Here is a 25,869-nt window from a genome sequence, read left to right as displayed (position 1 = left end):
TGGCGATAGCTTTATCAGACTTTCAACACCTTGCCGCCAATGGCCACCGCCACCAGCAACACCGCCATCAACCCAAACGCAAAACTCAAACTGCTGCCATGGGCGATAAACCCGATCACCGCCGGGCCCGCGAGAATCCCCGCGTAGCCCAACGTGGTAATGGCCGGCACCGCAATGTGCTCAGGCATGACTGTCTGTTTTCCGACCGCGGTGTACAGCACCGGCACGATGTTCGAGCAACCCGCACCCAATAACGCATAACCGACCAGCGCCGCCTCCCAGGCCGGTGCAAATGTCGCCAGTGCCAGTCCCGCCGCCGCCATCAGGCCACCGAACACCATCACCCGCGTCGCGCCCAGATGCCGGACAATCCTGTCGCCGGTCAGCCGCCCGGCGGTCATGGTCAGGGCAAACGCCGCGTAGCCCAGCCCCGCGTATGCCGTGTCGATCCCGCGTTCCTGCACCAGGAACACCGCGCTCCAGTCGAGCGCCGCGCCCTCGGCCAGGAACACGATGAAACACATGCCGCCGATAAACAGCACGATGCCATGGGGCACGGCAAACGCGGGTCCCGAGCTTTCACTGCCATAAGGCAACAGGTGCGGCGCCGCTTTAAGCAAGGCCAGTACCAGCACGACAATCACCACCGCCATCGCCCCCAGCGGCGACAGACCCAGGCCGAGCAGGGCGCTGACACCCGCCGCGCCGACAATCCCGCCGAGGCTGAACATCCCGTGAAACCCCGACATCATGTTCTTGCCACTGGCGCGTTCGACGATCACCGCTTGCAGGTTCACCGTCGAATCCACCGTGCCCAAACCAGCGCCAAACAGGAACAGCGTGGCGATCAATGCCGGCACCGATGACACCGTCGCCAATAACGGCAACGCGACGCAGATCAACAACGTTCCCCCGGTCGCAACCCGACGGCAGCCGAAACGCGTGGACAAGAGACCCGCCATCGGCATCGCCAGAATCGAGCCCACCCCCAGGCATAACAGCAACAACCCGAGCGTCCCTTCGTCGAGCCCGGCCCGTGCCTTGGCATATGGCACCAGCGGCGCCCAGGCGGCGATGCCAAGACCTGCGATGAAAAAGGCGATGCGGGTGGACATCTGCTCCAGGCGTCCGGGAACAAATGAGGCTTGGGTATTGAGGCTGGTCATATCAATCCTTGGCAAAAAACGTCGCGTTCCCAAGGGACAGTGACTGACCCATAGGGTTCGGTCAGCGTCCGCGCAGGTTTGCGGTGAGGCAGGGGGACATCCTTGCACAGCCTGACCCACAATCGCGAGCGCGGGTGTCACGGTTGGTCGCACAACACTCGCAAGGACTCGTCGCGTACTTGCAGGATGTCGAACAACCCCAATGCGCGAAGCGCCGGCAAGGCCGCCACAATATCGAGCTCGGCGCTTCGGCGTTTTTCTTCGTTGGCACGGTCGTCGGCAAATACCCGGGCATTGGTCAGAAAGGCCCCGACCGTGCCTTTGCGCACGGCAACTCCTTTGAATTGGCTTTGGTTTTGATCGTCGGGAAGCAGGTCTTCGGCGCGCATGGTTGAGGCTCCAGTGGATGAGCGCTCAGACTAATGTGTCGCTCTTGGCTAAACTGCGCTATCCGGGTCATTCGATAACGTGAAACTGCCAATGACTAAACCGCTGATATCTACTGAACGGGTGCAATCCTCCACGGGGCCCATGGTGATTGCCTCAGTCCTGAACAGCCCGAGCGAGCGAACCAGCGCTCCCCACCGGCACGCGCGCGGGCAATTGCTGGGCGCGCGGCGCGGACTGTTGACGGTGGAGGCGGCGGATCATCACTGGGTGGTGCCGGCGACCCATGCGGTGTGGATTCCACCGGACTGTGTGCATGGCTTGCGCTCCCACGGCCCGTTCCACGGCTGGAGTGTCTACGTGGCCGCGCCAGCCTGTGTCGACTTGCCCGGGCAACCCTGCATCATCGCGACCTCGGGTTTGCTGCGTGAGGCCGTCGACCGGGCGGCGACCTGGGGCGAGGGACCGCTGGATCAGCGGCAGGAACGAATCGCCCAATTGATTGTGGATGAGGTCGCCGCGCTGCCCGCCGAGCCCTTTGGTCTGCCGCTGCCGCTTGATCCGCGTCTGCGACGGATCAGTCAGGCACTGGCCGACGACCTTGCCGACAACCGTTCACTCGCGGAGTGGGCGCAATGGGCAGGCTTGTCTGCCCGGACCCTGGCCCGACGCTTCGTCAGTGAAACCGGCTTCAGCTTCAGCCAATGGCGCCAGCGCGCACGCTTGCTGCGGGCGCTGGAGTTGCTCGCCGCAGACGTTCCAGTGACAACCATTGCGCTGCAACTGGGTTATGACAATGTCAGCGCGTTCATTGCCATGTTCCGCCGCGCGCTTGGCGTGACGCCGGGGCGGTATTTCATCGCCGCCAGTTGACGCCTACAGTACAGGCTCTTTTTCAGGCTGATTTCAGGACCGATCCATGACGCCGTTCTACGATGCTCGAGGCAATATCTACGCGGTGGTGACACCCGACGAGGTGCGCGGTAGCGGTATCGATTTGCCGAACCAGGCCAGCCACGCTGCGCAAATCCGCGAGCACTGGGCGTTGGCGGCCATCGAGTCGTTCTGCAAATGGGCACCCGGTACCCGACCGCCCGGCAGCAAAGACCATCGCTGCGACGGGCTGTTGGTGGGGCCGTTTCAATCGTCGCCGCCGTTTGATCTGTTGATCGTCAATACCGACGGCACCCTGGCCGAGCGCAGTGGCAATGGGCTGACGATTTTTTCCCAGGCGCTCAGCGAGCAAGGATGGATGCCGAACGAGCAGGCGTGCCTGCTGCGGGTTCATCACGATAAGCGCGATGCGGTTTCACCGGAGGAAACCACGGTGAAACCCGCTGAAGTCGACGGTGTGCAAGGGTTCTGGCTGGATCTGGGAAAACCTTCGTTCGGGCCGCAAGCCGTGGGTGCGCGCGAGGTTGAAGGCGTGGTGCTGAATGAACGCGAAGTCAGTCATGTGCCGCCGTTATCGGCGCTTGATCCGGTGTGGAACCGCAGCCAATTTGTGCGCATCGGCAATCCCCATTGCGTGACGCTGCTGACGAATGCCGACGCGTTGCCGAGCAATGAGCAGATGCGTGAGCCGCCCTTGGCGCAAGGCTTGTTGCGTATCGCCTACGCCGCGCCGACCGGAGCAGGGCTGCCGTGTCCGGCGGGGGTGAATTTGCAATGGGCGATGCTTGAGTCCGAGGGGCGCGTGGTGGCGCGGGTGTTTGAGCGAGGGGAAGGGCCCACCGCGTCGTCAGGCACCAGCGCCAGTGCGGTGGCGTGTGCGGCTTGGCGGGTGGGTTGGGTGGCGGCGGGGGAAGTGAAAGTGGTCATGCCGGGCGGTACGGCGCCGATTTTGCTGGAAGAGTCGGAGGGGGAATTGAGTCGGGTCAGGCTGTTCGGCACGGCGCGGTTGATGAGTTGAATCAGCGGGCCCCATCGCGGGCAAGCCCGCTCCCACAGGGTTTGTGAACGACACAGATCCCTGTGGGAGCGGGCTTGCCCGCGATGGGGCCTGCAAATTCAACGAAAATCTCAGCTCGAACCGTCACTGAACTCCACCACCGGCATCGTCCGCTTCATCAACACCTTGCCATCGCGCACCGAATACAACGGCAAGCCCTGACTGCGAATCACCTCGTAATCGCTGTCCGCCGACAGAATCAGCAAATTCGCCGGCCGTCCGGCCTCCAGCCCATAACGGTCGCCGAGGTTCATGGCCTTGGCGCTGTTATCGGTGACCAGGTCCAGGGCACTTTGCAGGTTGCGGTAACCCAGCATGTGGCAAATATGCAGCCCCGCTTCCAGCACCCGCAGAATGTTGCCGTTACCCAGCGGATACCACGGGTCAACGATCGAGTCCTGGCCGAAACACACGTTCATCCCCGCTTCCAGCAACTCATTCACCCGAGTCACGCCGCGGCGTTTTGGGAAGGTGTCGAAGCGCCCTTGCAGGTGGATGCTTTCGGTCGGGCAGGAGACGAAACTGATCCCCGAATGCCCGAGCAGGCGGAAGAGTTTGGCGCAGTAAGCGTTGTCGTAGGACCCCATCGCCGTGGTGTGGCTGGCCGTTACCCGCGAACCCATGTCACGACTGCGGGCTTCTTCGGCCAGCACTTCAAGAAAGCGTGAATGCGGGTCGTCGGTCTCGTCGCAATGCACGTCCACCAGGCAGCCGGTGCGCTCGGCCAGGTCCATCAGGTACTTCACCGAGCTGACGCCTTGATCGCGGGTGTACTCGAAATGCGGAATACCGCCGACCACATCGGCGCCCATGGAAATCGCTTCTTCCATCAACTCCCGACCGTTGCGGTAGGACTCGATGCCTTCCTGCGGGAACGCGACGATTTGCATGTCGATCAGGTGACGGCTTTCCTCGCGCACTTCGAGCATCGCCTTGAGCGCGGTCAGTTGCGGGTCGGTGACGTCGACGTGGGTGCGCACATGCTGGATGCCGTGGGCGGCAAGGGTCTGGATGGTTTTCTTCGCGCGGGTCTTGGTGTCTTCCTCGGTGATGGTCACCTTGCGTTCACCCCAGCACTCGATGCCTTCGAACAGCGTGCCGCTCATGTTCCAGCGCGGCTCGCCGGCGGTGAGGGTGGCGTCGAGGTGAATGTGCGGCTCGACGAAGGGGGGCACCACCAGGTTGCCGCCGGCGTCGAGGTCGTCGGGGCCGAGGGTCGGGGCTTCGGTCTGACGGGCGATGGAGCGGATCAGGCCGTTTTCCAGGTGCAACTCATGCAGGCCTTCTTGGTTGCGCAGGCGGGCGTTGATGATGTGCATCAGGCGAATCCTTTTATAAATCTTGTAATGGCGCTTCAGCAGCACGGGCACCCAGTACGCTGGTCAGTAACACATACGTTAGCGCGGCAGCGGCAATCCCTACCAGTGGCGCGATCCAGGGTGAGCTGAACGCGGCGACAGTGCCCACGGCATAGGCGGTCAAACCGGGCCAGTTGAACGCCGGCAATCGAGCATCGGCCAGACGAGGATATTGACCACGATAGCGGTAGAAGAAATCCGCCATGATCACGCCGCCTATCGGCGGAATCACCGTGCCCAGCAGAATCAGGTACGGCACCAGCATGTCGTACATGCCCAGCAGCGCGAGCAAGGTGCCGATCACTGCGCCGGCCAGGGTCACGGTTTTGCGACGACCGGTGCGCAATAGGTTGCAGCCGGCGACGGCGAAGTTGTAGATGGTGTTGTCCTGGGTGCTCCAGATGTTGAGCAGCAACATGGCCATCGCGGCCATGGCGAACCCTTGCAACAGCAGCACTTCGACCACGTCCGGTTGCTGGTAGACGATGGCCCCGTAGGCCCCGATCAATACCATCAGGCCGTTGCCGATAAAGAAGCCGATCAGGCTCGCCAGTACTGCGACCCGGGCGGAACGGGAGAAGCGCGTCCAGTTGGTCGCCTGGGTGGCGCCGCTGACGAAGGTGCCGAACACCAAGGTGATCGCGGTCGACCAGTCCAGCGTGCCGGTCGGGACCACCGCGAGCAGCCCATCGAGCCCGCCGACCTTTACCGTGGCGACCCACATCGACAGCATCAGCAGCAACATCATCGCCGGCACCGCGATGTAGGAGAGGATTTCCAGCCCGCGATAACCGACATACGCGGTGGCGCAAAACGCCAGGCCGAACAACACCATCAGGCCCAGCACGGTGCCTTCGTTCAGTTCGAAATACTTGCCCAGCACCACCGCAGCCGTGGCCGTGCCCCAGGCGTACCAGCCGATCTGGGTGAAGCCGAGGATCAAGTCGCTGAGCTTGCTACCCACTTCACCGAAACAAAAACGCCCCATCAGCACCGAGTTCAAACCGCTCTTGAAGGCGATGTAACCCAGGCCTGCGGCGTAGATTCCCAACAGCAGATTGCCGACGATGATCACCGCCATCATCTCGCCAAAACTGAACGCCACGCCAAGCTTGCCGCCGGCGAACATGGTGGCGGTGAAGAAGGTAAAGCCCAGCAGCACCATGGCGGTGGAGGCGAGGCCCTTGCGGGCATGCATCGGCACTTCGCTGAGGGGGTAATCGTTGCCCGGATCTTTTTGCGTCATGTGGCGTTCCTTGCTGAATGGGAAGACGCGGGAGGGGTTGCAGTGGTCGTGCCAAACGGGGATGGCTTAGTTATGTATAGCCGAGCCGGCGGGATTGACGCGGGAGAGGGCACAAAAGCGGTGCACCTGAAAGAACACCCTGCCCATGTGGGAGCGATCTGTGGCGAGGGGGTTTATCGAAACGTCGCACCGCCCCGTTGGGTCGCGCAGCGGCCCCAAAAGCTCTGGGACTGCTGCGCAGTCCAACGGGGATAAATCCCCTCGCCACAGGTCGCCCCACAAGGGATCCGGTTTGTTCAGGGAGATTGGATCAGGGGCAAAAACTTCAGCAACGCCGCGACGATGGCTTCCGGCGCATCCTCCTGAACCAGATGCCCGGCATTCGGGACGGGATAAAACTGCGACCCGGCCATCATCTGATGCAGCGCCCGTCCACGCTCGATGGGAATCCACTGATCATCCTCGCCCCACAGAATCTGCACCGGGCAACGCACCATCGGGTACAGCCCTTCGGCCTCACGGGTATAGCGCTCGTCCATCTGCGCAATTTGCCGATAGAACGCTGCTTGCCCGGGATCGCCCAGCCACGGTTGCACATAGGGGTCGAGTTCTTCATCGGGGATGTCGCGCTTGATCGCCCCGCGAATATACGCCGGCACAATCGCCCGCTGAATGTAATCGGGCAGCCCGCTGAACGCCGCTTCATGCTGGCGCACGTGCTGTACGAACGGCGAACCCCACGGTGTCAGCGCCACCGGATCGATCAGGGTCAGGCTGCGATAATCCTTGCCGTTCAGCAGGTGCGCGCGCAGCGCGGTGGCGCCGCCGAAGTCGTGGGCCACCACGTCCGGTCGCTCCAGGCCCCAATGGTCGAGCAAGTTCGCCAACAGGTCGTTCTGCACGCCCAGCGACACATCGCCGGCGATTTTCTCGGATTGCCCATAACCCAGCAGGTCGAAGTAATGCACCCGGTGGGTGGTGATGAAGTGCGGAGCAATGCGGTGCCACACGTAAGACGAAAAGGGCGTGCCGTGCACAAACACCAGCGGCGGGCCGTCGCCACGGACGGCGTAACGAACGGAATGCCCGTTGAAGCGATAGGTCTGAGCCAGCGGCCAGTCAGTCCTCATGGGGATGTCCTCTTGGCGTGTTCGAGCCAAAAAGCATAGGCATAAAAAAACAGCCAATGAAGGCTGTTTTTTGTATCACTGACGAAACGCATTCCCCCTGTGGGAGCGGGCTTTTGTGGCGAGGGGATTTATCCCCGTTCGGCTGCGAAGCAGTCGTAAAACCTGACAATTCGGTGTGACTGTCGGAATGCAGGGGGCCGCTTCGCAGCCCAACGGGGATAAATCCCCTCACCACAAAGGCTCCCACACAGGGGTTTGTGTTGTCTTTTAGAACGGCTTACTCGCCGTGATAGATGCAGCCACTGGTGCACGTCTCGTGAATGCGGATTGCGCTGAGTTCCGGCAGCAGCGGCTTCAGCTCTTTCCAGATGAACTTGGCCAGCACTTCGCTGGTCGGGTTTTCCAGGCCGGGGATGTCGTTCAGGTAGTTGTGGTCCAGGCGTTCGTACAGCGGCTTGAAGATCGCCTTGATTTCCGAGAAATCGCGGATCCAGCCGGTGTGCGGATCGAGGTCGCCGCTCAAGTGAATCGCCACTTTGAACGAGTGACCGTGCAGGCGGCCGCACTTGTGGCCTTCCGGTACGTGAGGCAGGCGGTGGGCGGATTCGAACGTAAACTCTTTGAAGATTTCCACAGTGATTTCAGCTCTGTCAGGTGGCGATCGCCGCGGCGATGTGGGCAGGCGGCGAGTTTACCAGAGCGTCGGGCAAAACACTGACTAAAGGGTCAGCAAGCGCTCGCCGAGGCGACCATTGGCGGCCAGTTCGAGGAACTCGTCACCCAGGCGACGGCTTTCATCCATCGTCGTACGCCAGTATTTCTGCCGGCTCGGGGCATCGCCCATGAAGCGTTTGAAGTCGTTGCGGTCCGGCAGCTTGCCGTAGGGCAGGCGCGCCAGGTAGTCCTTCGACGGCGCCAGCAGCAGAACATCCTGCAACCGTTCAGGGCAGGCCCGGCGCCACGGCAGGGTCTTGTCGAACCAGCCGGGAATGACCCGGTCGGTGAAGTGCGGATACAGCACAATGTCGTTGCCGCTGTAGGGCAGGTCGAGGTGATAGTCCAGCAGACCGCCATCGCGGAACGTCCCCGCACCTGCGCCCGGCAAATCCCGCACGCCTTCCATCACCATCGGGATCGAGCCCGAGGCGAGCAGGGCCTGGCGCAGGTTGCCGGCATTCAGCGCAACGAAGCGCGACGGGAAATCATTCAGTGCATTGACCGGCGGCGCCAGGCGCGGGTCGTGGATGATCAGCCGTTCGAAGTGCCGCGACAGGCGCGCACGACCGCGCAGGTTGTCAGCGATCACCGATGACAGGCCCAGCCCGAGGCGCCCGCGATGATCATCTGCGAGCAAGCCGTGGCTTTTAACCACCATGATGTTCAGGCGGTAATGGGCGTTGTCCAGAATCGACGCATCGCGACCGTCGAGCAGTTCATCGAGCATGCGCCGGGAGCTCTGGCTGATCTGCGCCATGGTCACGCCCTTGTCGAAGTTCTGCTCGGTGTAGAGGTGACCGAGGCGCCGGATGCCTTCGGCGGCGTCCGGCAGACAGGCGCTGGCAAAACGCCAGGAACCGACCGACGCACCAATCAACGAACGCTCCCGCGGAGCTGTCGGCAGCCATTCGCCGAACAACGCCAGGTCCAGACCTTGAATCCCCAAGGCTTTCGGCCCACCGGCGGCACCCGGCAGCGTACCGACATCGGCGGCGCTCAAACCGTTTTCACGGATACGCGCCAAGGCACGCGGGCCGGCCTTGAGAGTCAGGGAAGGGAACTTGATGTGGATGGCGGTCATACCGGTCTCGATGTCTGGCAAGCGGGGGATTATAAACAGCTCAGGCATCACCACAAATCCACTGTGGGAGTGACCTGTGGCGAGGGGATTTATCCCTGTTGGGTCGCGAAGCGACCCCAAAAATTTAGGCGACAGCACATAATTTACGACTGCTTCGCAGCCGAACGGGATAAATCCCCTCGCCACCAAAGCTCACTCCCACAGATTTTGTGCAGCTCTGCGATATCGAGGTGCCACTTCCAATGATGGCAATTCAGTTTCAGTTAAGTTCGCCTCGTTATGGTGCACCCCGTAGGCAATACATAAAAAATACGGAGACACCCATGAAAACCCTGACTGCCCTGTTCACCGCGTCCATCCTCACCCTGACCGCCAGCCTCGTCCATGCTCGTGACTTGGGCCCCGATGAAGCCCTGCGGCTGCGCGACGCTGGTACCATTGTGTCTTTCGAGAAGCTCAACGCCACCGCTCTGGCCAAACATCCCGGTGCCAAGATCACCGAAACCGAGCTGGAAGAAGAGTACGGCAAGTACATTTACCAGGTTGAGCTGCGCGACCCACAAGGCATTGAGTGGGATCTGGAATTAGACGCTGTCAGCGGGCAGATTCTCAAGGATCATCAGGATACGTAATGAAGGTGTGTTCATTTTCACGCATGGCGCTGGTACTGCTGGCGTTCTGCTCAGTCGTCATGGCCCGCGACCTCGACCAGGACGAAGCCCTGCGCTTGCGCCAGCAAGGCGTGATCCTGCCGCTGGAGCAACTGTTGAAGCAGGCGCTCGACCGCTACCCCGGCTCGAAACTGCTGGAAGCCGAGCTTGAAGAAAAACACGACGTCTACATTTATGAAGTCGAGCTGCTGACCGCCGAAGGGGTGGTCCGTGAGCTGGACCTCGACGCCACCACTGGCCAGTTATTGAAAGACAAGGAAGATTGATCGATGCGTTTGCTTCTGGTGGAAGACCACGTGCCGCTGGCCGACGAATTGATGGCCGGCCTCAACCGGCAGGGTTACGCCGTGGACTGGCTGGCCGATGGCCGCGACGCGGTGTATCAGGGCAGCAGCGAGCCCTATGACCTGATCATCCTCGACCTCGGCCTGCCGGGGTTGCCGGGGCTCGAGGTGCTGGCGCAATGGCGGGCCGGAGGTCTGGCAACGCCGGTGCTGATCCTCACGGCGCGCGGTTCCTGGGCCGAGCGGATCGAAGGCCTCAAGGCCGGCGCCGACGATTACCTGACCAAGCCGTTCCACCCCGAGGAGCTGCACCTGCGGGTCCAGGCGTTATTGCGTCGCTCCCACGGCCAGGCCAACCAGCCGACGCTCAAAGCCGCCGGATTGCACCTGGATGAAGGCCGTCAGTGCGTGACCCGCGACGGCGCCGACATCCAGCTGACCGCTGCGGAATTCCGCCTGCTGCGCTATTTCATGCTGCACCCCGAGCAGATCCTTTCCAAAAGCCACCTCGCCGAACACCTCTACGACGGTGAAACCGAGCGCGATTCCAACGTGCTCGAAGTTCACGTCAACCACCTGAGGCGCAAGCTCGGGCGCAGCGTGATCGAAACCCGTCGCGGCCAGGGTTACCTGTTCGGCGGACAAGCCCAGTGAGATCGATTCAGCGCCGCTTGAGTCTGGGGCTGATCAGCGTGATGGTGGTCGTCGGCCTGGTGCTGGCGCAAACCAGCTTGTGGTTGTTCGAAAAGGGGCTGCAGCGCTACCTCGAAGACGGTTTGCGCAACGACAGTGAAAACCTGCTGGTGGCGCTGGTGCGCGGGCCGGCGGGGTTGCAACTGGATGAGCGGCACCTGTCGCCAGCCTATCAACGACCGTTTTCCGGGCACTACTTCCGTATCGATTTTGCCGACAAGCATTGGCGTTCCCGCTCGTTGTGGGATCAGGAACTGCCGCCACTCGACCATCCCGGCCTGCACAGCAACCTGCAACTGGGTCCGGAGGGCCAGCAATTGCTGGTGCTGCGTTCGGATTATCGACGGCTCGGGCAATCGATTTCGATCAGCGTGGCGCAGGACTACACGCCGGTGCGCGAGAGCTTCCGGCGCATGCAGCAGATCGGTCTGGGCCTCGGGTTGGCGGGGCTGCTGCTGATTCTGCTGCTGCAACGCATCACCGTGCGCCGCGCCTTGCGTCCACTGGAAAAGGCCCGTGAACAGATCGCCCAGTTGCAGCAGGGCCAGCGCTCGCAACTCGATGATCAGGTGCCGGTGGAACTGGAGCCGCTGGTGGCGCAGATCAACCATTTGCTCGCGCACACTGAAGACAGCCTCAAGCGTTCGCGCAATGCCCTGGGCAACCTTGGGCATGCGCTGAAAACGCCGTTGGCGGTTTTGTTGAGCGTGGCTTCCAGCGAAAAACTCAACGCTCATCCCGAACTGCGCAAGCTCCTCAAGACGCAACTGGAACAGGTCCAGCAGCGACTCAATCGCGAACTCAACCGCGCCCGGTTGTCCGGCGATGCGCTGCCGGGGGCGTTGTTTGATTGCGATGGGGAACTGCCGGGGTTGTTGGCGACGTTGAACATGATTCACGGCGAACACTTGAACCTGAGCTACCGCGCACCGACCGGTTTGCAATTGCCATGGGATCGCGAGGATCTGCTCGAATTGCTGGGAAATCTCTTGGATAACGCCTGCAAATGGGCGGATGCCGAGGTGCGGTTGAGCGTGGTCGAGACGGCTGAGGGGTTTGAGCTAAGTGTGGAAGATGACGGGCCGGGGATTCCTGAGGCACAACGCGATCAGGTGCTGAACCGGGGAACACGGCTGGATGAACAGACGGATGGGCATGGGTTGGGGCTGGGGATTGTGCGCGATATCGTCGACACGTGGGGCGGGGTGATGAGGTTGGAGGAGAGCGAGTGGGGTGGGTTGCGTGTGGTGATTGAGTTGCCTAAGCGCTAGAACTTGAAATCCACCCCTCACCCTAACCCTCTCCCCAGGGGGTAGAGGGGACTCACCGAGTTGTTTTTTAGATATTCTGCGACCGAGGAAATAAAGACGAGCTCAGGTTTGGAAGCCAATGGAGATCGGCTCCCTTTCCCCCTCTCCCCTTTGGGGAGAGGGCTGGGGTGAGGGGTGTTTTCATATGACGCCCCACTAAGTTCAGACCCGGAACTGATCCATCAAACTCTGCTGTTGATTCGCCAGGCTATTGAGCGACTGACTCACCCGCGCCGACTCGTTCGCCTGCCCTGACAGCGACTCCGTCACATCGCGAATCGTCGCCACGTTGCTGTTGATCTCCTCGGCCACCGCGCTCTGCTCTTCGGCCGCAGACGCGATCTGCAGGTTCATGTCGCTGATCACCGTCACCGCCTCGCCAATCTGACGCAGCGCCGTCACCGCCTGGCCCACTTGCTCGACACTGCCTTGCGCCTGGCGATGGCTGTTGTTCATCGAGCCGACCACATCCTGCGTGCCACTTTGCAACTGCTCGATCACCAGACGGGTTTCTTCAACCGACTCCTGCGTGCGTCGCGCCAGATTGCGTACCTCATCGGCCACCACCGCAAACCCACGGCCGGCCTCACCGGCACGGGCCGCTTCGATCGCGGCGTTGAGCGCCAGCAGGTTGGTCTGCTCGGCGATGGCGCGAATCACTTCCAGCACCGAACCGATTTTCTCGCTGTTGGCCGCCAGGCCTTCGACTTGCACCATGGCCGCGCTCATGTCGGCGGCGAGGTTGTCGATGCTGGTGGTGGTCTGGTCGATGACGGTCAGGCCTCGGCGAGTCGCTTGATCGGCATCCTTTGCCGCCTGGGCGGCTTGCGCGGCACTGCGGGCGACGTCCTGGGCGGTGGCGCTCATTTCGTGGGACGCGGTGGCGACTTGATCGACCTGACGGTATTGCTGCTCCATGCCGGCGCTGGTCTGCGTGGCGATGGCGGAGGATTGGTCCGCGGTGCTGCGGGCGTCCTGCACCGAGCGTTTCACTTCGGCGATGATCGGTTGCAGCTTGTCGAGGAAACGGTTGAACCAGCTGGCCAACTGGCCCAGTTCATCCTGCTTGTCGTAAGCCAGGCGCCGGGTCAGGTCGCCTTCGCCGCTGGCAATGTCTTCGAGCATGTGCGCCACGCCGAGGATCGGTTTGGTCACGCTGCGCGCCATCAGCCACACCAGCAACAAACCAATCAGAGCGGCCAGTACACCGAGGCCGAGTTCAACCAGAGTGCCGCTGCGGTTGCTGTCATCGAGTTGGTTTTTCAGGGCTTCGGCAGGGCCGACCAGGACTTTTTCCGGCACGTCGAGCAACACGCCCCAGGGTTTTCCACCGGGGATCGGCTGGAAAGGGGACAGCACTTTCAGTTGCTGGTTGCTGTGCAGGCTTTCGGTTTTGCTGCTGGTGGCGAGCATGCGAATCAGCTCGGCACCGTTGGTCTTATCCACCGCATCCAGGCGCTGGCTGAGTTTGCTGGCGTCCGGGCTGTAACCGGCGAGCAAGCCGACCGGGCTGATGATGCTGACATTGGTCTGGCCGTCATAGAGTTTTTTGCTCGCGCCCTGACTCATGGCCTGCAGGCTGTTGAGGTTAATGTCCACAGACAGCGAGGCGATGACTTTGCCGTTGACCATCAGCGGGAACACGATGCTGGTCATCAGCACGTTCTGGCCGTCGATCACATAGAAATACGGTTCGATCACGCACGGCTTGAGCGTGGTGCGCGGGCAAGTGAACCACGCGTTGGCCGCTTCGCCGCTGGGGCCAGCTTTGGTGTCGGCCATGTCGCTTTCCGGCAGCGCCATCGACGTCACGTTGCCTGGCGTCGGTTGCGACCAGTACAGGGCGAAACGGCCCTTGTCGTTGCTGCCCAGCTCGGCCTGGCCGGCGAACAGATCGTCCTTGCCGTCCAGCGCGTTGGCTTCAAACACCAGCGACAGGCCAAGCAATTCCGGGTTGGCTTGCAACGCTGACTTGACCTGGCGGGTCAGGTCTTCACGCAGGTCGAAGGCGTCCAGAAAGCGCTTCTCCGCCTGATCGCGCAGGAACAGCACCTGACGCGAAAAACCGTGGCCGTACTGATAGGCGTCCATGAACTGCTGGCGAATCACCAGCGCCTGGTTTTCACCCTGGGATTCGATCCGGGCCCGAGCGGCTTCGGTGAGCATCTCCATGCTCGAGGCTTTCACCATTTCGGAGCTGTGCTCCATGCGATACAGGGAAAGACCCACCAGCAGGGTCACGATGCCGGCCAGGCACAGCCCGGCCAGCAGGGTGATTTTCCATTGGATGGAAAGTTGTCTGAGCGACATGGAGAGACGTCCTTATTCGATATTTATCTGAGACTTTGCACTGTAACGGCCGCGATCGTGCTTTCTTTATGGCAGTTCCTGAATGATGAAACGACCGTTGGTCGGCGGCCTTTTGTGGTGAGGGCGCTAGCCTGTGGCGAGGGGATTTATCCCCGTTGGGGCGCGAAGCGGCCCCCTGCATTCTTTCAACCACACCGAATGGTCAGGTTTGACGACTGCTTCGCAGCCGAACGGGGATAAATCCCCTCACCACAAGGTTCATCACCACCCGTGGCACATCCGCCAGGCCCACACGCTTTGACACCGGGCCGACTCTGCGGCACAGTGCGCGCCCTCTAATAAAACCCATTCTTCAATCCGCTGGCGGCTCTTCGCAGACGGCCGGCTGAGCTCATTTCGCTTGCCCTGAGGTAACGATGATTAATGCTGTAATTGCCGCGGTCGGCGTCATGCTGATCCTCAGCCTGTCCCGCGTGCACGTAGTGATCGCGCTGATTGTCGGCGCCCTGGTCGGCGGATTGACCGGTGGCCTGGGCATCGACGCCACCCTTAAAGCCTTTAACAGCGGCCTCGGCGGCGGCGCGACGGTCGCGTTGTCCTATGCCTTGCTCGGCGCGTTCGCCGTAGCGATTGCCAAGTCCGGCCTGGCCCATGCCCTGGCGGACAAAGCCCTGCTGATGGTTGATCGTCAACACGCCAACGGTGGCCGTCAGGTCAAGTGGCTGCTGATCGGCTTGCTCTGGGTAGTGGCCATCGCTTCGCAGAACATTCTGCCGATACATATCGCCTTTATTCCGCTGCTGGTGCCGCCGCTTTTATATGTGCTGACCAAGCTGCAACTGGATCGCCGTTTGATCGCCTGCGTCATGACGTTCGGCCTGATCACGCCGTACATGTTCCTGCCGGTGGGCTTCGGCAACATCTTCCTGAATGAAATCCTGCTGGCCAATGTTGCCCGCAGCGGCGTCGACATCAGCGGCATCAACGTCACACATGCCATGGGCATTCCGGCGCTGGGCATGGTCGTGGGCCTTGCGGTCGCGTTTATCAGCTACCGCAAGAAACGCGTTTACGACCTGGAAAAGATCGAGAAAGTCGAGCAAGTCGCGGTGGAATACAACCCGCTGAGCCTCATGGTGGCCGCTGTGGCCATCGCGGCGGCGTTCATCATTCAATTGCTGCTGGATTCGATGATCATCGGGGCGCTGTCCGGATTCCTGATCTTTTCGGTGTCGGGCATCGTGAAATGGCGCGACACCGACGACCTGTTCACCGAAGGCATGAAGATGATGGCGATGATCGGCTTCATCATGATCGCCGCCTCGGGTTTCGCCGAAGTGATGAAAGCCACTGGTGAGGTGCAAACGCTGGTTGAGACGTCGGCGTCGTGGATCGGGCACAGCAAAGGCATCGGCGCGTTGTTGATGTTGCTGGTCGGCCTGCTGGTGACCATGGGCATCGGCTCGTCGTTTTCCACCGTGCCGATCCTGGCGGCGATTTTCGTGCCGTTGTGCGTGCAGCTGGGGTTCAGCCCGATCGCGATCGTGTGCATCGTCGGCACGGCCGGCGCCCTGGGTGATGCCGGTTCGCCGGCCTCGGACTCGACCCTGGGCCCGACCTCTGGTCTGAATATCGATGGCCAGCATCACCACATCTGGGACACCGTGGTCCCGACCTTCCTGCACTACAACCTGCCACTGCTGGCGTTCGGCTGGGTTGCCGCGATGGTCCTCTGATTTCACTTTCGTAGGAGCCAGGCTTGCCGGCGAAGGCGTCTTCAAAATCGCCTTCGCCGGCAAGCCTGGCTCCTACAGTTTTTCGTTGGCGTGCCGTTAAAGCCTTTAACCACGCCAACAAAATCAAAAGAGTGAACCGTCATGCGCATGAGCCTGAAGGCTAAAGTCCTGTCCCTTGCCGTCCTCCCGGTGTTGCTCTTTGCGCTGGTCATCAGCCTGACCACGTTGTTCATTCTGCAGGAGCAGGCGCGCAAGGAAGTCGAGGAAACCCGTCAGCGCCTGCTCAGCGATGCCAAGGCAACCCTGCAAAGCTACGTCGCTGTGGCCATGACCACGATCAAACCGCTTTACGACGCGGCCGCCCCCGGCGATGACGCGGCGCGGGCGCAGGTGATCAAGCTGCTGTCGAGCATCACCTACGGCAAGGACGGCTATTTCTTCGGTTACGACTCCAACACCGTGCGCCTGTTCAAGGCCAACAGCCCCGATGGCGTGGGCCAGAGCTTCAAGGACAACCGCGACCCGAACGGCGTCTACGTCAACCGCGATCTGGTGAAAGTCGCCAAAGACGGCACGCATTACCTGCAATACAGCTCGCCGTTGCCCGGCAACACCCAAGTGCTCGTGCCGAAACTGGGCTACACCGAGTACCTGTCGAAATGGGACATGGCGGTCGGTACGTCGGTGAACCTTGACGGTATCGAGGCGCAAGTCGCGCTGGTCGAAGCCAAGGTGCAAGAGCGGATGGAAGGCGTGGTGCTGACCATCGCCGGCCTCGCGGTGGTGATGTTGCTGGTGATCGCGGCGGTCGGACTGCTGCTGGCCAATACCATCCTGCGTCCGCTGAACCTGATGAAAGCCAACCTCGATGACATCGCGGCGGGCGAGGGCGACCTGACTCGTCGCCTGACCATCACCAGCCAGGACGAACTCGGCGAACTGGCCGGCTCGTTCAACCGCTTCGTCGACAAGATCCACAGCCTGGTGCGCCAGATCACCGAAATGACTTCGCAACTGACCGGCCTGGTGAATCAGGTTTCCGATCAGGCCCAGCGTTCGGATCAGGCCATGGAGCGTCAGCGTCACGAGACTGATCAGGTGGCCACGGCGATCAACGAAATGTCGGCGGCGGCACAGGAAGTGGCGAAAAGCGCGCAAAACGCGGCGGTGGCTGCTCAGCAAACCGACGAAGAAGGCCAGACCGCCAAGCGTGTGGTAGCCGGCAGCATCGTGAAGATTCATGCGTTGGTGGACGACATTCGCAGCAGCGGCGTGTCCCTTGATAGCCTGCAGAAAGACGTGTCGTCGATTGTCAGCGTGCTGGGAGTGATTCGTTCGATTGCCGAACAGACCAATTTGCTGGCACTGAACGCCGCCATTGAAGCCGCGCGCGCCGGTGAGGCGGGTCGTGGTTTTGCGGTGGTGGCCGACGAAGTGCGGGCGCTGGCCAGTCGCACGCAGATCAGCACCCAGGAAATCCAGGGCATGATCGACCGCTTGCAGGCCGGGACCCAATCGGCGGTGGAAGCGATGCGTCGTTCCAGCGAGGCGGGCGATGGCACCTCGGCACAGGCCAATGAGGCCGGTGCATCGCTGGACACCATGGCTCAGTTGATCGGCACCATCAACTCAATGAACGCGCAAATCGCCAGCGCCGCTGAAGAGCAGACTGCCGTGGCTGAAGAAATCAACCGCAGCGTGCATCAGATCGCCGTGGCGGTGGACAACGTCGCCGACGAAACCCAACTCGGCGCCCAGACCTCACGCAGCCTCGCCGACCTCGGTCAGCGCCTGGGCAAACTGGTCGGACAGTTCCGAATCTGACCGGCTAGCAAAGATCCTGTGGGAGCGAGCAAGCCCGCTTCCACAGGGTTATGTGTTGTCAGGGTCGGTCCCAGTAAGGCACCGTTCCAAAGCATTCCACAAAAAAATCAATCACCGTCCTGACCTTCACCGACAACCGTCGGCTGCCCGGCCACAGTACTGCAATCTGCTGCGGCTCAAGGCTGTTGGACACCTGATATTCCCCCAGCACCGGCACTAGCGTGCCATTGCGCACCGCCTCACCAATCAGCCACGACGGAAACATCACCAGCCCCAAACCCTGTTCGGCGGCTTGCGTGAGCGTGTCGGCGTGGTTGCCGGTGATCGGCCCTTTCACCGAGTAGGGCGTCCAGTCCTGTTGCTCTTTGCGGAAAAACCAGCGTTGCTGACCGGCCACGCCTTTGTAGGCCAGGCACTGATGCCCCGCCAGCTCTTCGGGGGCTTGCGGAGTGCCATGGCGTTCGAGGTAGGCCGGGCTGGCAGCGACTTGAAAGCGATGGGGCGCCAGGATCCGTGCCTGCATGCTCGAATCGTGCAATGGGCCGATGCGGAACAGCAGGTCGGCACCTTCCTGCAACGGGTCGATGTAGCTGTCGGTTTGCTGGATATCCAGCTGCAGATTCGGATAGCGCGCGCACAACTGCCCCAGCCAAGGCGTCAGATGCCGTTGCCCGAAGACCACAGGCGCGTTGATTCGCACCAGTCCGCTGGGTTCGCTTTGCTGTTCCTGCAAGGCCTGTTCGGCTTCCTCCAGTTGCACCAGCACCAGCCGCGCGTGATGGCCGAGCATGCGTCCCGCTTCGGTGGGCGTGACGGCGCGCGTGTGGCGGTAGAGCAATTGCTGGTTCAGGGCTTGTTCCATCAACTGGATCTGCCGGGAAATCGAAGAGGGCGCCAGGCCCTCGCGGCGGGCGACTTCGGAAAAACTGCCATGGTCGAGTACCGCGACAAACAGCCGAAGTGCCTTGAATCCCAGCTCGTTGAGGCCGTGCATGATGAGTCCTGCTGTGCGAGTTACGCAAAAGTGTTGTCAGGATGCTCCCATTTATCGCAAAGCAGCGCCAGCCGATAATGCGCGCCACAACAGCTCCCTGTGGGAGCGTGTTCATCTGACTGGTAGGTCTCCCTTATGCAATCTTCTTCAATCGACATCGCTTCAACGCCAGCGACCAAGCCAGGGCTGCGGCTGTTGCTGCTGCCTCTGGTCATCCTCGCCGGCATGGGCCTTTCCGTGGAGGCCGGTTTGCTCGGGCCGCTCGGGATTCAGGTCGGGCACTTGTGGGCGACGTTGAGCATCTTCGGCGTCGGCTCGGCGATTTTGTTTTTGCTGTTGTTGTTCAGCGGCAAGCAACAAGGCCCAGCGTTCAACACCTTGCCACGCTGGCAGTTGATCGGCGGTTTCCTCGGGCCGATCTACGTGGTGGTGCTCACCCTGGCCACGCCGCACATCGGGATCGCGATGACGATGATCGCGATCCTCTCCGGGCAGGTCGGCAAAAGCGTGCTGATCGACCACTTCGGCTGGTTCGGTGCCACCCGCAAAAAGGTCAACGGTGAACGTTGGCTGGCGTTGCTGCTGATTGTCGCGGCACTTGTTCTGATTGCTCGGGGTTGATGATGAATCTGATTATTTTGTTGGCCGTGGTCGTGGCCGCCGGTGCGGCGTTGAGTATTCAGGCGGCGATCAACGGACGCCTGGGGGAAACCGTCGGCGTGTTGCGCAGCAGTCTGCTGACCTTCGCGGTGGGCGCGGTGGTCACCGGTTTGCTGATCCTGTTTTTCGAACCGGCCCATGCCGTGACCCTGCTGGATGTGCCGAAATGGCAGCTCAGCGGCGCCTTGTTCGGCGTGGTCTACATGATGGTCATGGTCGGCGCGGTGCCGCGGGTCGGCACGGCAGTGGCGACCGTGGCCGTGATCGTCGGGCAGTTGGGCATGGGGATGTTGATCGACAACTTCGGCTGGCTGGGTAACCCGGCAATCGAGTTGTCGAGCAGCCGGATGCTGGCGATGGTGTGCCTGGCGCTGGCGTTGCTGTTCATGTATCGCAGCAGCACGCGAAGCGAGTAACCGAGCCATTTTGTAGCTCCTACACTGATGACTGAGGTGCGCATTTGCCGCACGCGACGACCACATCAATGGAGTCAGACTCATGATCAGCAGTGACAGTAAATGCGACTGCCCCAAATGTTCCTGCAAACTGGGCGAACACCCGATAGCGCGTCACGGCAAGCACTATTGCTGTGAAGCGTGCGCCAAGCACCACGAACATGGCGAGGAGTGTGCGAGCAAGGGCTGCAAGTGCGCGCACGCCAAATAGCTCATCAACAGGAAGTGGAGCCACTCGGGCTCCACTTTTTTATGTCTGGTTTCCTCCCCTCGTGATCCTCAGCCAGCCGGTCGCCACGTCACATTTTCGATGCCGAATTTCTCCGCCAGCGGCTTGCTGGTTTTTTGCACCTTCTCTCGGCCAAAGCGGGGGATTCGTCCGACCCCTGCATCACAACTGGCCCAGTGCCAAGCCTCCGCGTTGTCCATTTTGTCCAGGCGGATAATGAAAGACTTTGGCGCGCCATGAAGGGTGTATTCAATGACGAAAAGTTTTGCGTTGTTCATAAAGCCCGTATTCCTCCCTGTGGTAATACAAGGATCGTCTGGGCTACGGAAAATTCAGTTGGATTGTCAGACGGTTGCCGCCCGTAGCGACAAGGTCGCTGCCCCGTTACCATGCAAGACCTGAAAACCCCAATGATCATTGCCCATGGCCCTTGCCGCCCCGCCAGACCTGAGTGATACCGATGTGCCCGTGCAACCGCTGGCACGCACGTACCCGCGCGGCTTGTATATCGAGCCGCACGAGCATGTCTGGGGCCAATTGCTGTACGCGATGAGCGGGGTGATGTGGGTCGAAACGCCTCATGAGGCGCTGGTGGTGCCGCCACAACGGGCGGTGTGGCTGCCGCCAGGCGTGCCGCATGGCATTCGCGTGGTCTCGGATCTGCAGATGCGCAACATCTACTTGCGGCCCTCGTTGGCGGCCACGCTGGACGACCGTGTTCAGGTGATCGAAGTCGGCGGGTTGCTGCGTGAGCTGATCGTCGGGTTGGTGGAGCAGGGCGACAATGGCACGCCCGAGTACTACGAAGCGCTGGTCGGCCTGGCGCTGTTGGAGCTTAGGCGAGCCAGGCGATCGCTGTTGAAAATCCCGTTGCCGGATGATTCCGACCGGCGCCTGATGAACCTGTGTCAGGCGGTCATGGCCGCACCCTCGCTGGATATCCCCTTCGAACAGCACGCGGAAAACGCCGGTGCCAGCGTGCGCACTCTGGCCCGGCTGTTCAAGGACGGCTTGGGCATGGGTTTCGCCGAATGGCGACGCCAAGTGCAACTGACGACTGCTGCGGCGGAGTTGATTCAGGGCGTACCGGTCAGCACGATTGCCCGGGAACTGGGCTATTCGCCGAGCAGCTTCAGCGACATGTTCCGCCGGGAACTGGGTGTCGCGCCTTCGCAATTTTCGACGGGCCAACGCGACGTCCAGCCATAACGCAGACTTGTAGCCACTGGCGAATCCCTGTGGGTTACTACCCAGTTTGCATTGCAACCTGTATTGGCGCCTTGGCCGATATTCAGAAGCACTTGGCCGATGCCCTTCGCCACCGCTCTCTAGACTTCAGACCTACCTTGTTTGCCCACGGAGTCTGCCATGAGCTACCTCATCTCGCTGGTCATCGGTCTGGGCGTCGGTCTGCTCTACGGCGCACTGGATTTTCGCTCTCCCGCCCCACCGGTCATTGCCCTGGTGGGCCTGCTGGGCATGCTCGCCGGCGAAAAGTTGTGGCCCATGGGCCGGCAGCTGGTGGCTGGCTGGGTCTCCTGAAACCCCTTCCTTTTTGCGATGGAAACTCTCATGAAAGCACTGCAATTCGACCAGACCGGTGACCTCTCGGCCCTGCGCTACGTTGATGTGCCAACCCCCGTTCCCGGTGCCGATGAAGTGCTGGTCCAGATCAAGGCGGCCGGCCTCAACCCCAGCGATGTGAAGAACGTGCTGGGGCGTTTTCCCTACACCACCTTGCCGCGGATTCCCGGTCGGGATTTCGCCGGAGTGGTGGTTGAAGGGCCACAGGCACTGATCGGTCAGGACGTCTGGGGCACCGGTCGTGAACTGGGCTTTTTTGCCGACGGCTCCCATGCGCAATTCGTCAAACTGCCGGCCAATGGCGTAGCGCTCAAACCCACCCATTTGAGCTTCGCCCAGGCCGCCAGCCTCGGTGTGCCGTACACCACGGCGTGGGATGCGCTGGAACGCAGTCTGGTGACGACCGGAACGCGGCTGCTGGTGATCGGCGGCGGAGCGGTGGGCAGTGCCGCGCTGGCGCTGGCCAAGGTGCGTGGCGCTCAGGTACTGGCGGCGGCGCGCCGGCCCGAGCTGGTCAAGGATCTGCAGGAGCAGGGCTATCAGACGTTGCAACTGGATAAACCGGACGAGCTGGGTGCGCAGGTGAATGCCGTGTATGCCGGCGGCGCTGATGTGATTTTCGACACCACCGGTTTCTGGCTGCCGGCCTCGGTCCCGGCTTTGGCCACTTTCGGTCGCATCGCGATCATTGCCGCGCCGGTGGACGGGATGGTGCAATTGCCGGCGCTGGCGTTGTATCGCAAGGGTGGTTCGGTGGTGGGGATCAATTCGTTGTTGTACGGCGTGCAGGCGTGTGCGGCGATGCTGGATCAGTTCGGCAAGTTCTTTGATCTGGGGCTGTTGCCGTTGCCGGAAGGGTTGTTTGAATCACCGTTGGCGCAGGGGGGGGAGCGGTATGCCGAGGTGAATCAAGGGGCTGGCGACAAGGTGATTTTGTTGCCGTAACCGGCATTGATGGTGGGTGGTCTGGCCTCTTCGCGAGCAGGCTCGCACAATCGTTCGAGGCGTCAGCGAAGGTTGTATCGTGTCAGTTTTTTCTTGAGATTTTCCCGCACCAACGGCCACTCCTCATCAATGATGCTGAACCGTACCGAGTTACGCTTGCGTCCATCCGGCATGATCCGTTCATGGCGCACGATGCCTTCCTGTTGTGCGCCAAGTCGCAAGATCGAGTTGCGCGACTTCTGGTTGTTTTCGTCGGTGGTGAATTGCACTCGCACGCAGTCCAGCACCTCGAAGGCGTAACGCAGCATCAGGTATTTGGCCTCGGTGTTGACGAAGGTTTTCTGCCAGCGCGCAGAGATCCAGCTGCTGCCGATTTCGGTTCTCGACATAAAAAGGTTGCGGGTGATGCATGCCATTACAGGGTAGCGGCTGTCGATTGGCAATAGTGTGGGGCCATGAAGGACCATGACTGCTATGGTCAATGGGACGCTTGCCTGTCATCCACCCGATCAGGCAATCGATTGACAGGATCCCATGCATGGAATTGACCGCTACGACCACCACCGCCCCCGGGCGCCATACACCGATCACACGGAACCTGGTCTGGTCCGTCGGACTGGTATTTGTATTAGGGGTGCTGATCGCCCTCGTTGCCTTGTTCAGCATTGCCGGCCGGCTTGATACCCAGGACCTGGCCAAGACCACGTTCTACACCCAGCGCGCGCTGGAAAACCGCACTTCAGCCTCGAAAAACTACGTCGCCAGTTATGCGACCTGGACGACTGCCTACGACCATCTCAACGGTGAGGTCGATGTAACGTGGGCTTACGTCGAGCAAAACATGGGTAAAACCTTGTTCACCATGGACCATTACGACGGTGTCTTCGTGGTCGATCACCAGGGGACCAAATACGCCACGGTGCGCGGCCTTCAGGTGCAGGATGACGCGGCGGCTCTCCTTTCGATATCGATGCCGACATTGATCGAAGAGGTTCAGGGGCAGGAAAGCCTGCTCGTCCCCATCAGCCGATTCACGCTGTTCGAGGGCCAGCCCGCGCTGTTGACGGCTGCGGCGATCGTGCCCAATGACGAAAGGCCTGCGGTCGATCCCCAAAGCACCTCGGTGCTGATGTTCGTCGATCAATTGAGTCCGGAAAAGCTCAGCGCCTTGAGTGCCGATTACGGTTTACATGACTTGAGCCTCGCGCTCGACAACACCCTGGCTCCCGGTCAGCCTGCGGTTGCACTCACGGGTACCGGTTACAGCCTGGTCTCGCGGCTCGAGCAGCCAGGCCATCAATTGCTTTGGTCACTGCTGCCGCCACTGGGCGGGGCGCTGTTGATTCTGGCGTTGCTGACGGCGTGGTTCTTTCGTTATGTATTGCGCACCTCAAGGCACGTGGACGCCAGTTACATCAATCTGGATCTGTCGAATCAGGCGCTGGAGGCCAGTGAAGAGCGTTTTCGTGCAGTGGCCGAGGCTGCTTCCGACTGGATCTGGGAAATCGACGACAAACACCGAATCACGTATCTGTCAGGGCGCTTCGGCGCAGTCACCGGTTTTTCCGATCAGCAATGGCTGGGGCAGGACATCGAGCAGCTGTTGTATTGCGATACCACGCCGTTGTCACTGTGGCTGGACAAGCTCAACGAAGAACACAACGTCAGCCACCTGCGCTGTTCCTATCGCGATCAATCCGGACAGCAACGTGTCTGTCGGGTGTCGGCACGACCGATCCACAGCAAAGGCGCGGTGCTGGGTTATCGCGGAACGGCCAGTGACATCACCGATGAAGTCGCCGCCCATGCGCAGATCCAGCATCTGTCGTTGCACGACGCGCTGACCGGCCTGCCCAATCGCAACAAACTGGCGCGTTACCTCGAAGATGCGTTGGTGCTGAAGGAGCATTCGGCACCGCTGACGTTGTTGATGATCGACCTGGACAACTTCAAGCCGATCAATGATTCCCTCGGCCACCCGGCCGGTGATGCGGTGTTGCTGGAAGTGGCCACCCGCTTGCGTGAGTGCACGCGGGACATTGACCTGGTCGCCCGCCTGGGCGGTGACGAGTTTGTGCTGGTGCTCAATGGCATGGACATCCACACGGAAATCGACCGGATTTGCGAGCGTATCCTCGAAAGCCTGCAGCAGCCGATTCATTATGACCATCACACGCTGCACATCGGCGCCAGCATCGGCATCGCCTTGAGTCGGCGTCAGGGGCATATGCCGGAGGAACTGATCCGCTGTGCCGACATCGCGCTGTATCAGGCCAAATCCGATGGCAAGAAAACCTGGTGCTACTTTGAGCCGCACATGAATGATCAGATCCAGCACCGTCGCAAACTGGAAAACGACTTGCGCCACGCGATCAAGAACAACGAGTTCGTGATGCACTATCAGCCGCGTTATCACGTCGATGGCAAACAGATCGTCTCGGTCGAAGCGTTGCTGCGCTGGCAGCATCCGGTGCAGGGATTGCTGAGCCCTGACTCGTTCATTCCTTTGGCCGAGCAGACCGATCTGATCGTGCCCTTGGGGCGCTGGGTGCTGCGCGAAGCGTGCGAGACGGCGCTGACCTGGCCGGGTGAGCTGATGGTGTCGGTCAACCTGTCGCCCGTGCAGTTCATGCGCAGTGATGTGGTGGAGGATGTCAGAGAAGCATTGATCCAAAGCCGTTTGCCGGCCAGTCGACTGGAGCTGGAAATCACCGAAAACGTGATGCTCAACGACGTCGACGGCGCTCTCGCGACCATGAACTCGCTGAAGGAGCTGGGTGTGCGGCTGAACATGGACGACTTCGGCACCGGTTATTCGTCGCTGGGTTACCTGCGCACCTATCCGTTCGACGGGATCAAGATCGACAAGCGTTTCATCTCGTCCATGAGCGGCACCGGCAACGACCGTGCGGTGGTGCAGGCGATCATCAACCTGGGCAAGGCCATGGGACTGACCGTGACCGCAGAGGGCGTCGAGACGCTGGAGCAACTGGACTTCCTGATCTCAGACGAGTGTCATGAAGTGCAAGGTTTTTACCTCAGCCGACCGATGGAAAATCAGGCGCTGTTGCCGTTGCTCAAGGCATCGCATGACGAGCATCCGGTGTAATGGGGGGACCTTTAGTCGCCTGTTTCGTT

General features: G+C 61.1%; 25 protein-coding genes and 2 pseudogenes. 15 read left to right on the top strand and 12 right to left on the bottom strand.

Annotated features, from left to right (window positions below):
• Window positions 1–14 precede the first annotated feature (14 nt).
• Complete coding sequence (locus ACA060_RS19420; protein WP_109633299.1) at window positions 15–1,166, bottom strand: MFS transporter; 1,152 nt, start codon at window positions 1,164–1,166, stop codon at window positions 15–17.
• A gap of 137 nt (window positions 1,167–1,303) precedes the next feature.
• The gene (locus ACA060_RS19415; RefSeq protein WP_497312572.1) at window positions 1,304–1,555 is read right to left on the bottom strand and encodes a hypothetical protein; all 252 of its coding nucleotides are present in this window, start codon (window positions 1,553–1,555) and stop codon (window positions 1,304–1,306) included.
• A gap of 91 nt (window positions 1,556–1,646) precedes the next feature.
• Between ACA060_RS19415 and ACA060_RS19410 the strand changes: the two genes are divergently transcribed.
• The gene (locus tag ACA060_RS19410; RefSeq protein ID WP_497312570.1) at window positions 1,647–2,426 is read left to right on the top strand and encodes an AraC family transcriptional regulator; all 780 of its coding nucleotides are present in this window, start codon (window positions 1,647–1,649) and stop codon (window positions 2,424–2,426) included.
• 46 nt (window positions 2,427–2,472) lie between these two features.
• A complete protein-coding gene (locus ACA060_RS19405; RefSeq protein ID WP_497312568.1) occupies window positions 2,473–3,465 on the top strand; it encodes a diaminopimelate epimerase in 993 nt (330 codons plus the stop codon).
• Window positions 3,466–3,575: 110 nt separating this feature from the next.
• On the opposite strand, the gene codA is transcribed toward ACA060_RS19405, so the two are convergent.
• From codA to ACA060_RS19380, 5 genes are all read right to left on the bottom strand, one after another.
• Window positions 3,576–4,823, bottom strand: coding sequence for a cytosine deaminase (gene codA, locus ACA060_RS19400; protein ID WP_497312566.1), 1,248 nt, complete (start codon window positions 4,821–4,823; stop codon window positions 3,576–3,578).
• 13 nt (window positions 4,824–4,836) lie between these two features.
• Window positions 4,837–6,108, bottom strand: coding sequence for a cytosine permease (codB, locus tag ACA060_RS19395; RefSeq protein WP_497312564.1), 1,272 nt, complete (start codon window positions 6,106–6,108; stop codon window positions 4,837–4,839).
• A 296-nt stretch (window positions 6,109–6,404) separates the two neighbouring features.
• Complete coding sequence (locus ACA060_RS19390; RefSeq protein ID WP_497312562.1) at window positions 6,405–7,238, bottom strand: alpha/beta fold hydrolase; 834 nt, start codon at window positions 7,236–7,238, stop codon at window positions 6,405–6,407.
• Window positions 7,239–7,515: 277 nt separating this feature from the next.
• On the bottom strand, window positions 7,516–7,872 hold the full coding sequence (queD, locus tag ACA060_RS19385; protein ID WP_008152165.1) for a 6-carboxytetrahydropterin synthase QueD: 357 nt from the start codon (window positions 7,870–7,872) through the stop codon (window positions 7,516–7,518).
• Window positions 7,873–7,956: 84 nt separating this feature from the next.
• Window positions 7,957–9,036 (bottom strand): hypothetical protein, encoded by a 1,080-nt coding sequence (locus tag ACA060_RS19380; RefSeq protein WP_109633289.1) that lies wholly within the window; start codon window positions 9,034–9,036, stop codon window positions 7,957–7,959.
• 323 nt (window positions 9,037–9,359) lie between these two features.
• Between ACA060_RS19380 and ACA060_RS19375 the strand changes: the two genes are divergently transcribed.
• Genes ACA060_RS19375 through ACA060_RS19360 form a run of 4 tightly spaced genes read left to right on the top strand, consistent with a single transcriptional unit; the run spans window position 9,360 to window position 11,955 of the window.
• Window positions 9,360–9,668, top strand: coding sequence for a PepSY domain-containing protein (locus tag ACA060_RS19375; RefSeq protein ID WP_109633287.1), 309 nt, complete (start codon window positions 9,360–9,362; stop codon window positions 9,666–9,668).
• Entirely contained in the window at window positions 9,668–9,973 is a 306-nt protein-coding gene (locus ACA060_RS19370; protein ID WP_109633285.1) for a PepSY domain-containing protein, read from the top strand. Before ACA060_RS19375 ends, ACA060_RS19370 begins: the two co-directional genes overlap by 1 nt.
• A 3-nt stretch (window positions 9,974–9,976) precedes the next feature.
• A complete protein-coding gene (locus ACA060_RS19365; RefSeq protein ID WP_109633283.1) occupies window positions 9,977–10,645 on the top strand; it encodes a response regulator transcription factor in 669 nt (222 codons plus the stop codon).
• A complete protein-coding gene (locus tag ACA060_RS19360) occupies window positions 10,642–11,955 on the top strand; it encodes a sensor histidine kinase (RefSeq protein WP_497312559.1) in 1,314 nt (437 codons plus the stop codon). The genes ACA060_RS19365 and ACA060_RS19360 overlap by 4 nt, the downstream gene beginning before the upstream one ends.
• A 201-nt stretch (window positions 11,956–12,156) precedes the next feature.
• Here the strand turns inward: ACA060_RS19360 and ACA060_RS19355 are convergent, their stop codons facing one another.
• Together ACA060_RS19355 and ACA060_RS19350 are read right to left on the bottom strand one after the other, a co-directional pair.
• Entirely contained in the window at window positions 12,157–12,912 is a 756-nt protein-coding gene (locus ACA060_RS19355; protein WP_371922087.1) for a methyl-accepting chemotaxis protein, read from the bottom strand.
• Window positions 12,913–13,014: 102 nt separating this feature from the next.
• A pseudogene (locus ACA060_RS19350) lies at window positions 13,015–13,161 on the bottom strand (HAMP domain-containing protein); the annotation flags it as partial.
• A 1,562-nt stretch (window positions 13,162–14,723) separates the two neighbouring features.
• On the opposite strand from ACA060_RS19350, the gene ACA060_RS19345 reads away from it, so the two are divergent.
• Window positions 14,724–16,040, top strand: a complete 1,317-nt coding sequence (locus ACA060_RS19345; protein ID WP_497318305.1) for a Na+/H+ antiporter family protein — start codon at window positions 14,724–14,726, stop codon at window positions 16,038–16,040.
• 141 nt (window positions 16,041–16,181) lie between these two features.
• Complete coding sequence (ctpM, locus tag ACA060_RS19340) at window positions 16,182–17,864, top strand: methyl-accepting chemotaxis protein CtpM (protein WP_497312557.1); 1,683 nt, start codon at window positions 16,182–16,184, stop codon at window positions 17,862–17,864.
• 58 nt (window positions 17,865–17,922) lie between these two features.
• On the opposite strand, the gene ACA060_RS19335 is transcribed toward ctpM, so the two are convergent.
• Window positions 17,923–18,858, bottom strand: coding sequence for a LysR family transcriptional regulator (locus ACA060_RS19335; RefSeq protein WP_497312555.1), 936 nt, complete (start codon window positions 18,856–18,858; stop codon window positions 17,923–17,925).
• Window positions 18,859–18,993: 135 nt separating this feature from the next.
• Here ACA060_RS19335 and ACA060_RS19330 point away from each other — a divergent pair, with 135 nt between their 5' ends.
• From ACA060_RS19330 to ACA060_RS19320, 3 genes are all read left to right on the top strand, one after another.
• Entirely contained in the window at window positions 18,994–19,479 is a 486-nt protein-coding gene (locus ACA060_RS19330; RefSeq protein WP_497312553.1) for a DMT family transporter, read from the top strand.
• A complete protein-coding gene (locus ACA060_RS19325; RefSeq protein WP_497312551.1) occupies window positions 19,479–19,934 on the top strand; it encodes a DMT family transporter in 456 nt (151 codons plus the stop codon). The genes ACA060_RS19330 and ACA060_RS19325 overlap by 1 nt, the downstream gene beginning before the upstream one ends.
• A gap of 82 nt (window positions 19,935–20,016) precedes the next feature.
• Window positions 20,017–20,184 carry a metallothionein gene (locus ACA060_RS19320; protein ID WP_109633268.1) on the top strand — a complete coding sequence of 56 codons (168 nt, stop codon included), beginning with the start codon at window positions 20,017–20,019 and terminating at the stop codon, window positions 20,182–20,184.
• A gap of 68 nt (window positions 20,185–20,252) precedes the next feature.
• On the opposite strand, the gene ACA060_RS19315 is transcribed toward ACA060_RS19320, so the two are convergent.
• Entirely contained in the window at window positions 20,253–20,480 is a 228-nt protein-coding gene (locus ACA060_RS19315; RefSeq protein ID WP_010458578.1) for a DUF6555 family protein, read from the bottom strand.
• Between the two features lie 145 nt (window positions 20,481–20,625).
• Between ACA060_RS19315 and ACA060_RS19310 the strand changes: the two genes are divergently transcribed.
• The 3 genes from ACA060_RS19310 (at window position 20,626) to ACA060_RS19300 (ending at window position 22,731) form a co-directional block, all read left to right on the top strand.
• Window positions 20,626–21,411 carry an AraC family transcriptional regulator gene (locus tag ACA060_RS19310; RefSeq protein WP_497312549.1) on the top strand — a complete coding sequence of 262 codons (786 nt, stop codon included), beginning with the start codon at window positions 20,626–20,628 and terminating at the stop codon, window positions 21,409–21,411.
• 159 nt (window positions 21,412–21,570) lie between these two features.
• Window positions 21,571–21,744 (top strand): DUF1427 family protein, encoded by a 174-nt coding sequence (locus ACA060_RS19305; protein WP_497312547.1) that lies wholly within the window; start codon window positions 21,571–21,573, stop codon window positions 21,742–21,744.
• A gap of 30 nt (window positions 21,745–21,774) precedes the next feature.
• Window positions 21,775–22,731 carry a quinone oxidoreductase family protein gene (locus ACA060_RS19300; protein ID WP_497312545.1) on the top strand — a complete coding sequence of 319 codons (957 nt, stop codon included), beginning with the start codon at window positions 21,775–21,777 and terminating at the stop codon, window positions 22,729–22,731.
• 62 nt (window positions 22,732–22,793) lie between these two features.
• Here ACA060_RS19300 and ACA060_RS19295 read toward each other — a convergent pair.
• Window positions 22,794–23,114: pseudogene (locus ACA060_RS19295) on the bottom strand (GNAT family N-acetyltransferase); the annotation flags it as partial.
• 155 nt (window positions 23,115–23,269) lie between these two features.
• On the opposite strand from ACA060_RS19295, the gene ACA060_RS19290 reads away from it, so the two are divergent.
• Window positions 23,270–25,840 (top strand): bifunctional diguanylate cyclase/phosphodiesterase, encoded by a 2,571-nt coding sequence (locus tag ACA060_RS19290; RefSeq protein WP_497312543.1) that lies wholly within the window; start codon window positions 23,270–23,272, stop codon window positions 25,838–25,840.
• The last annotated feature ends 29 nt before the right edge of the window (window positions 25,841–25,869 follow it).

Source organism: Pseudomonas sp. LBUM1671 (assembly GCF_059695685.1).
Note: the sequence above shows the minus strand (reverse complement) of the source record. Positions and strands in the feature narration are given on the sequence as shown.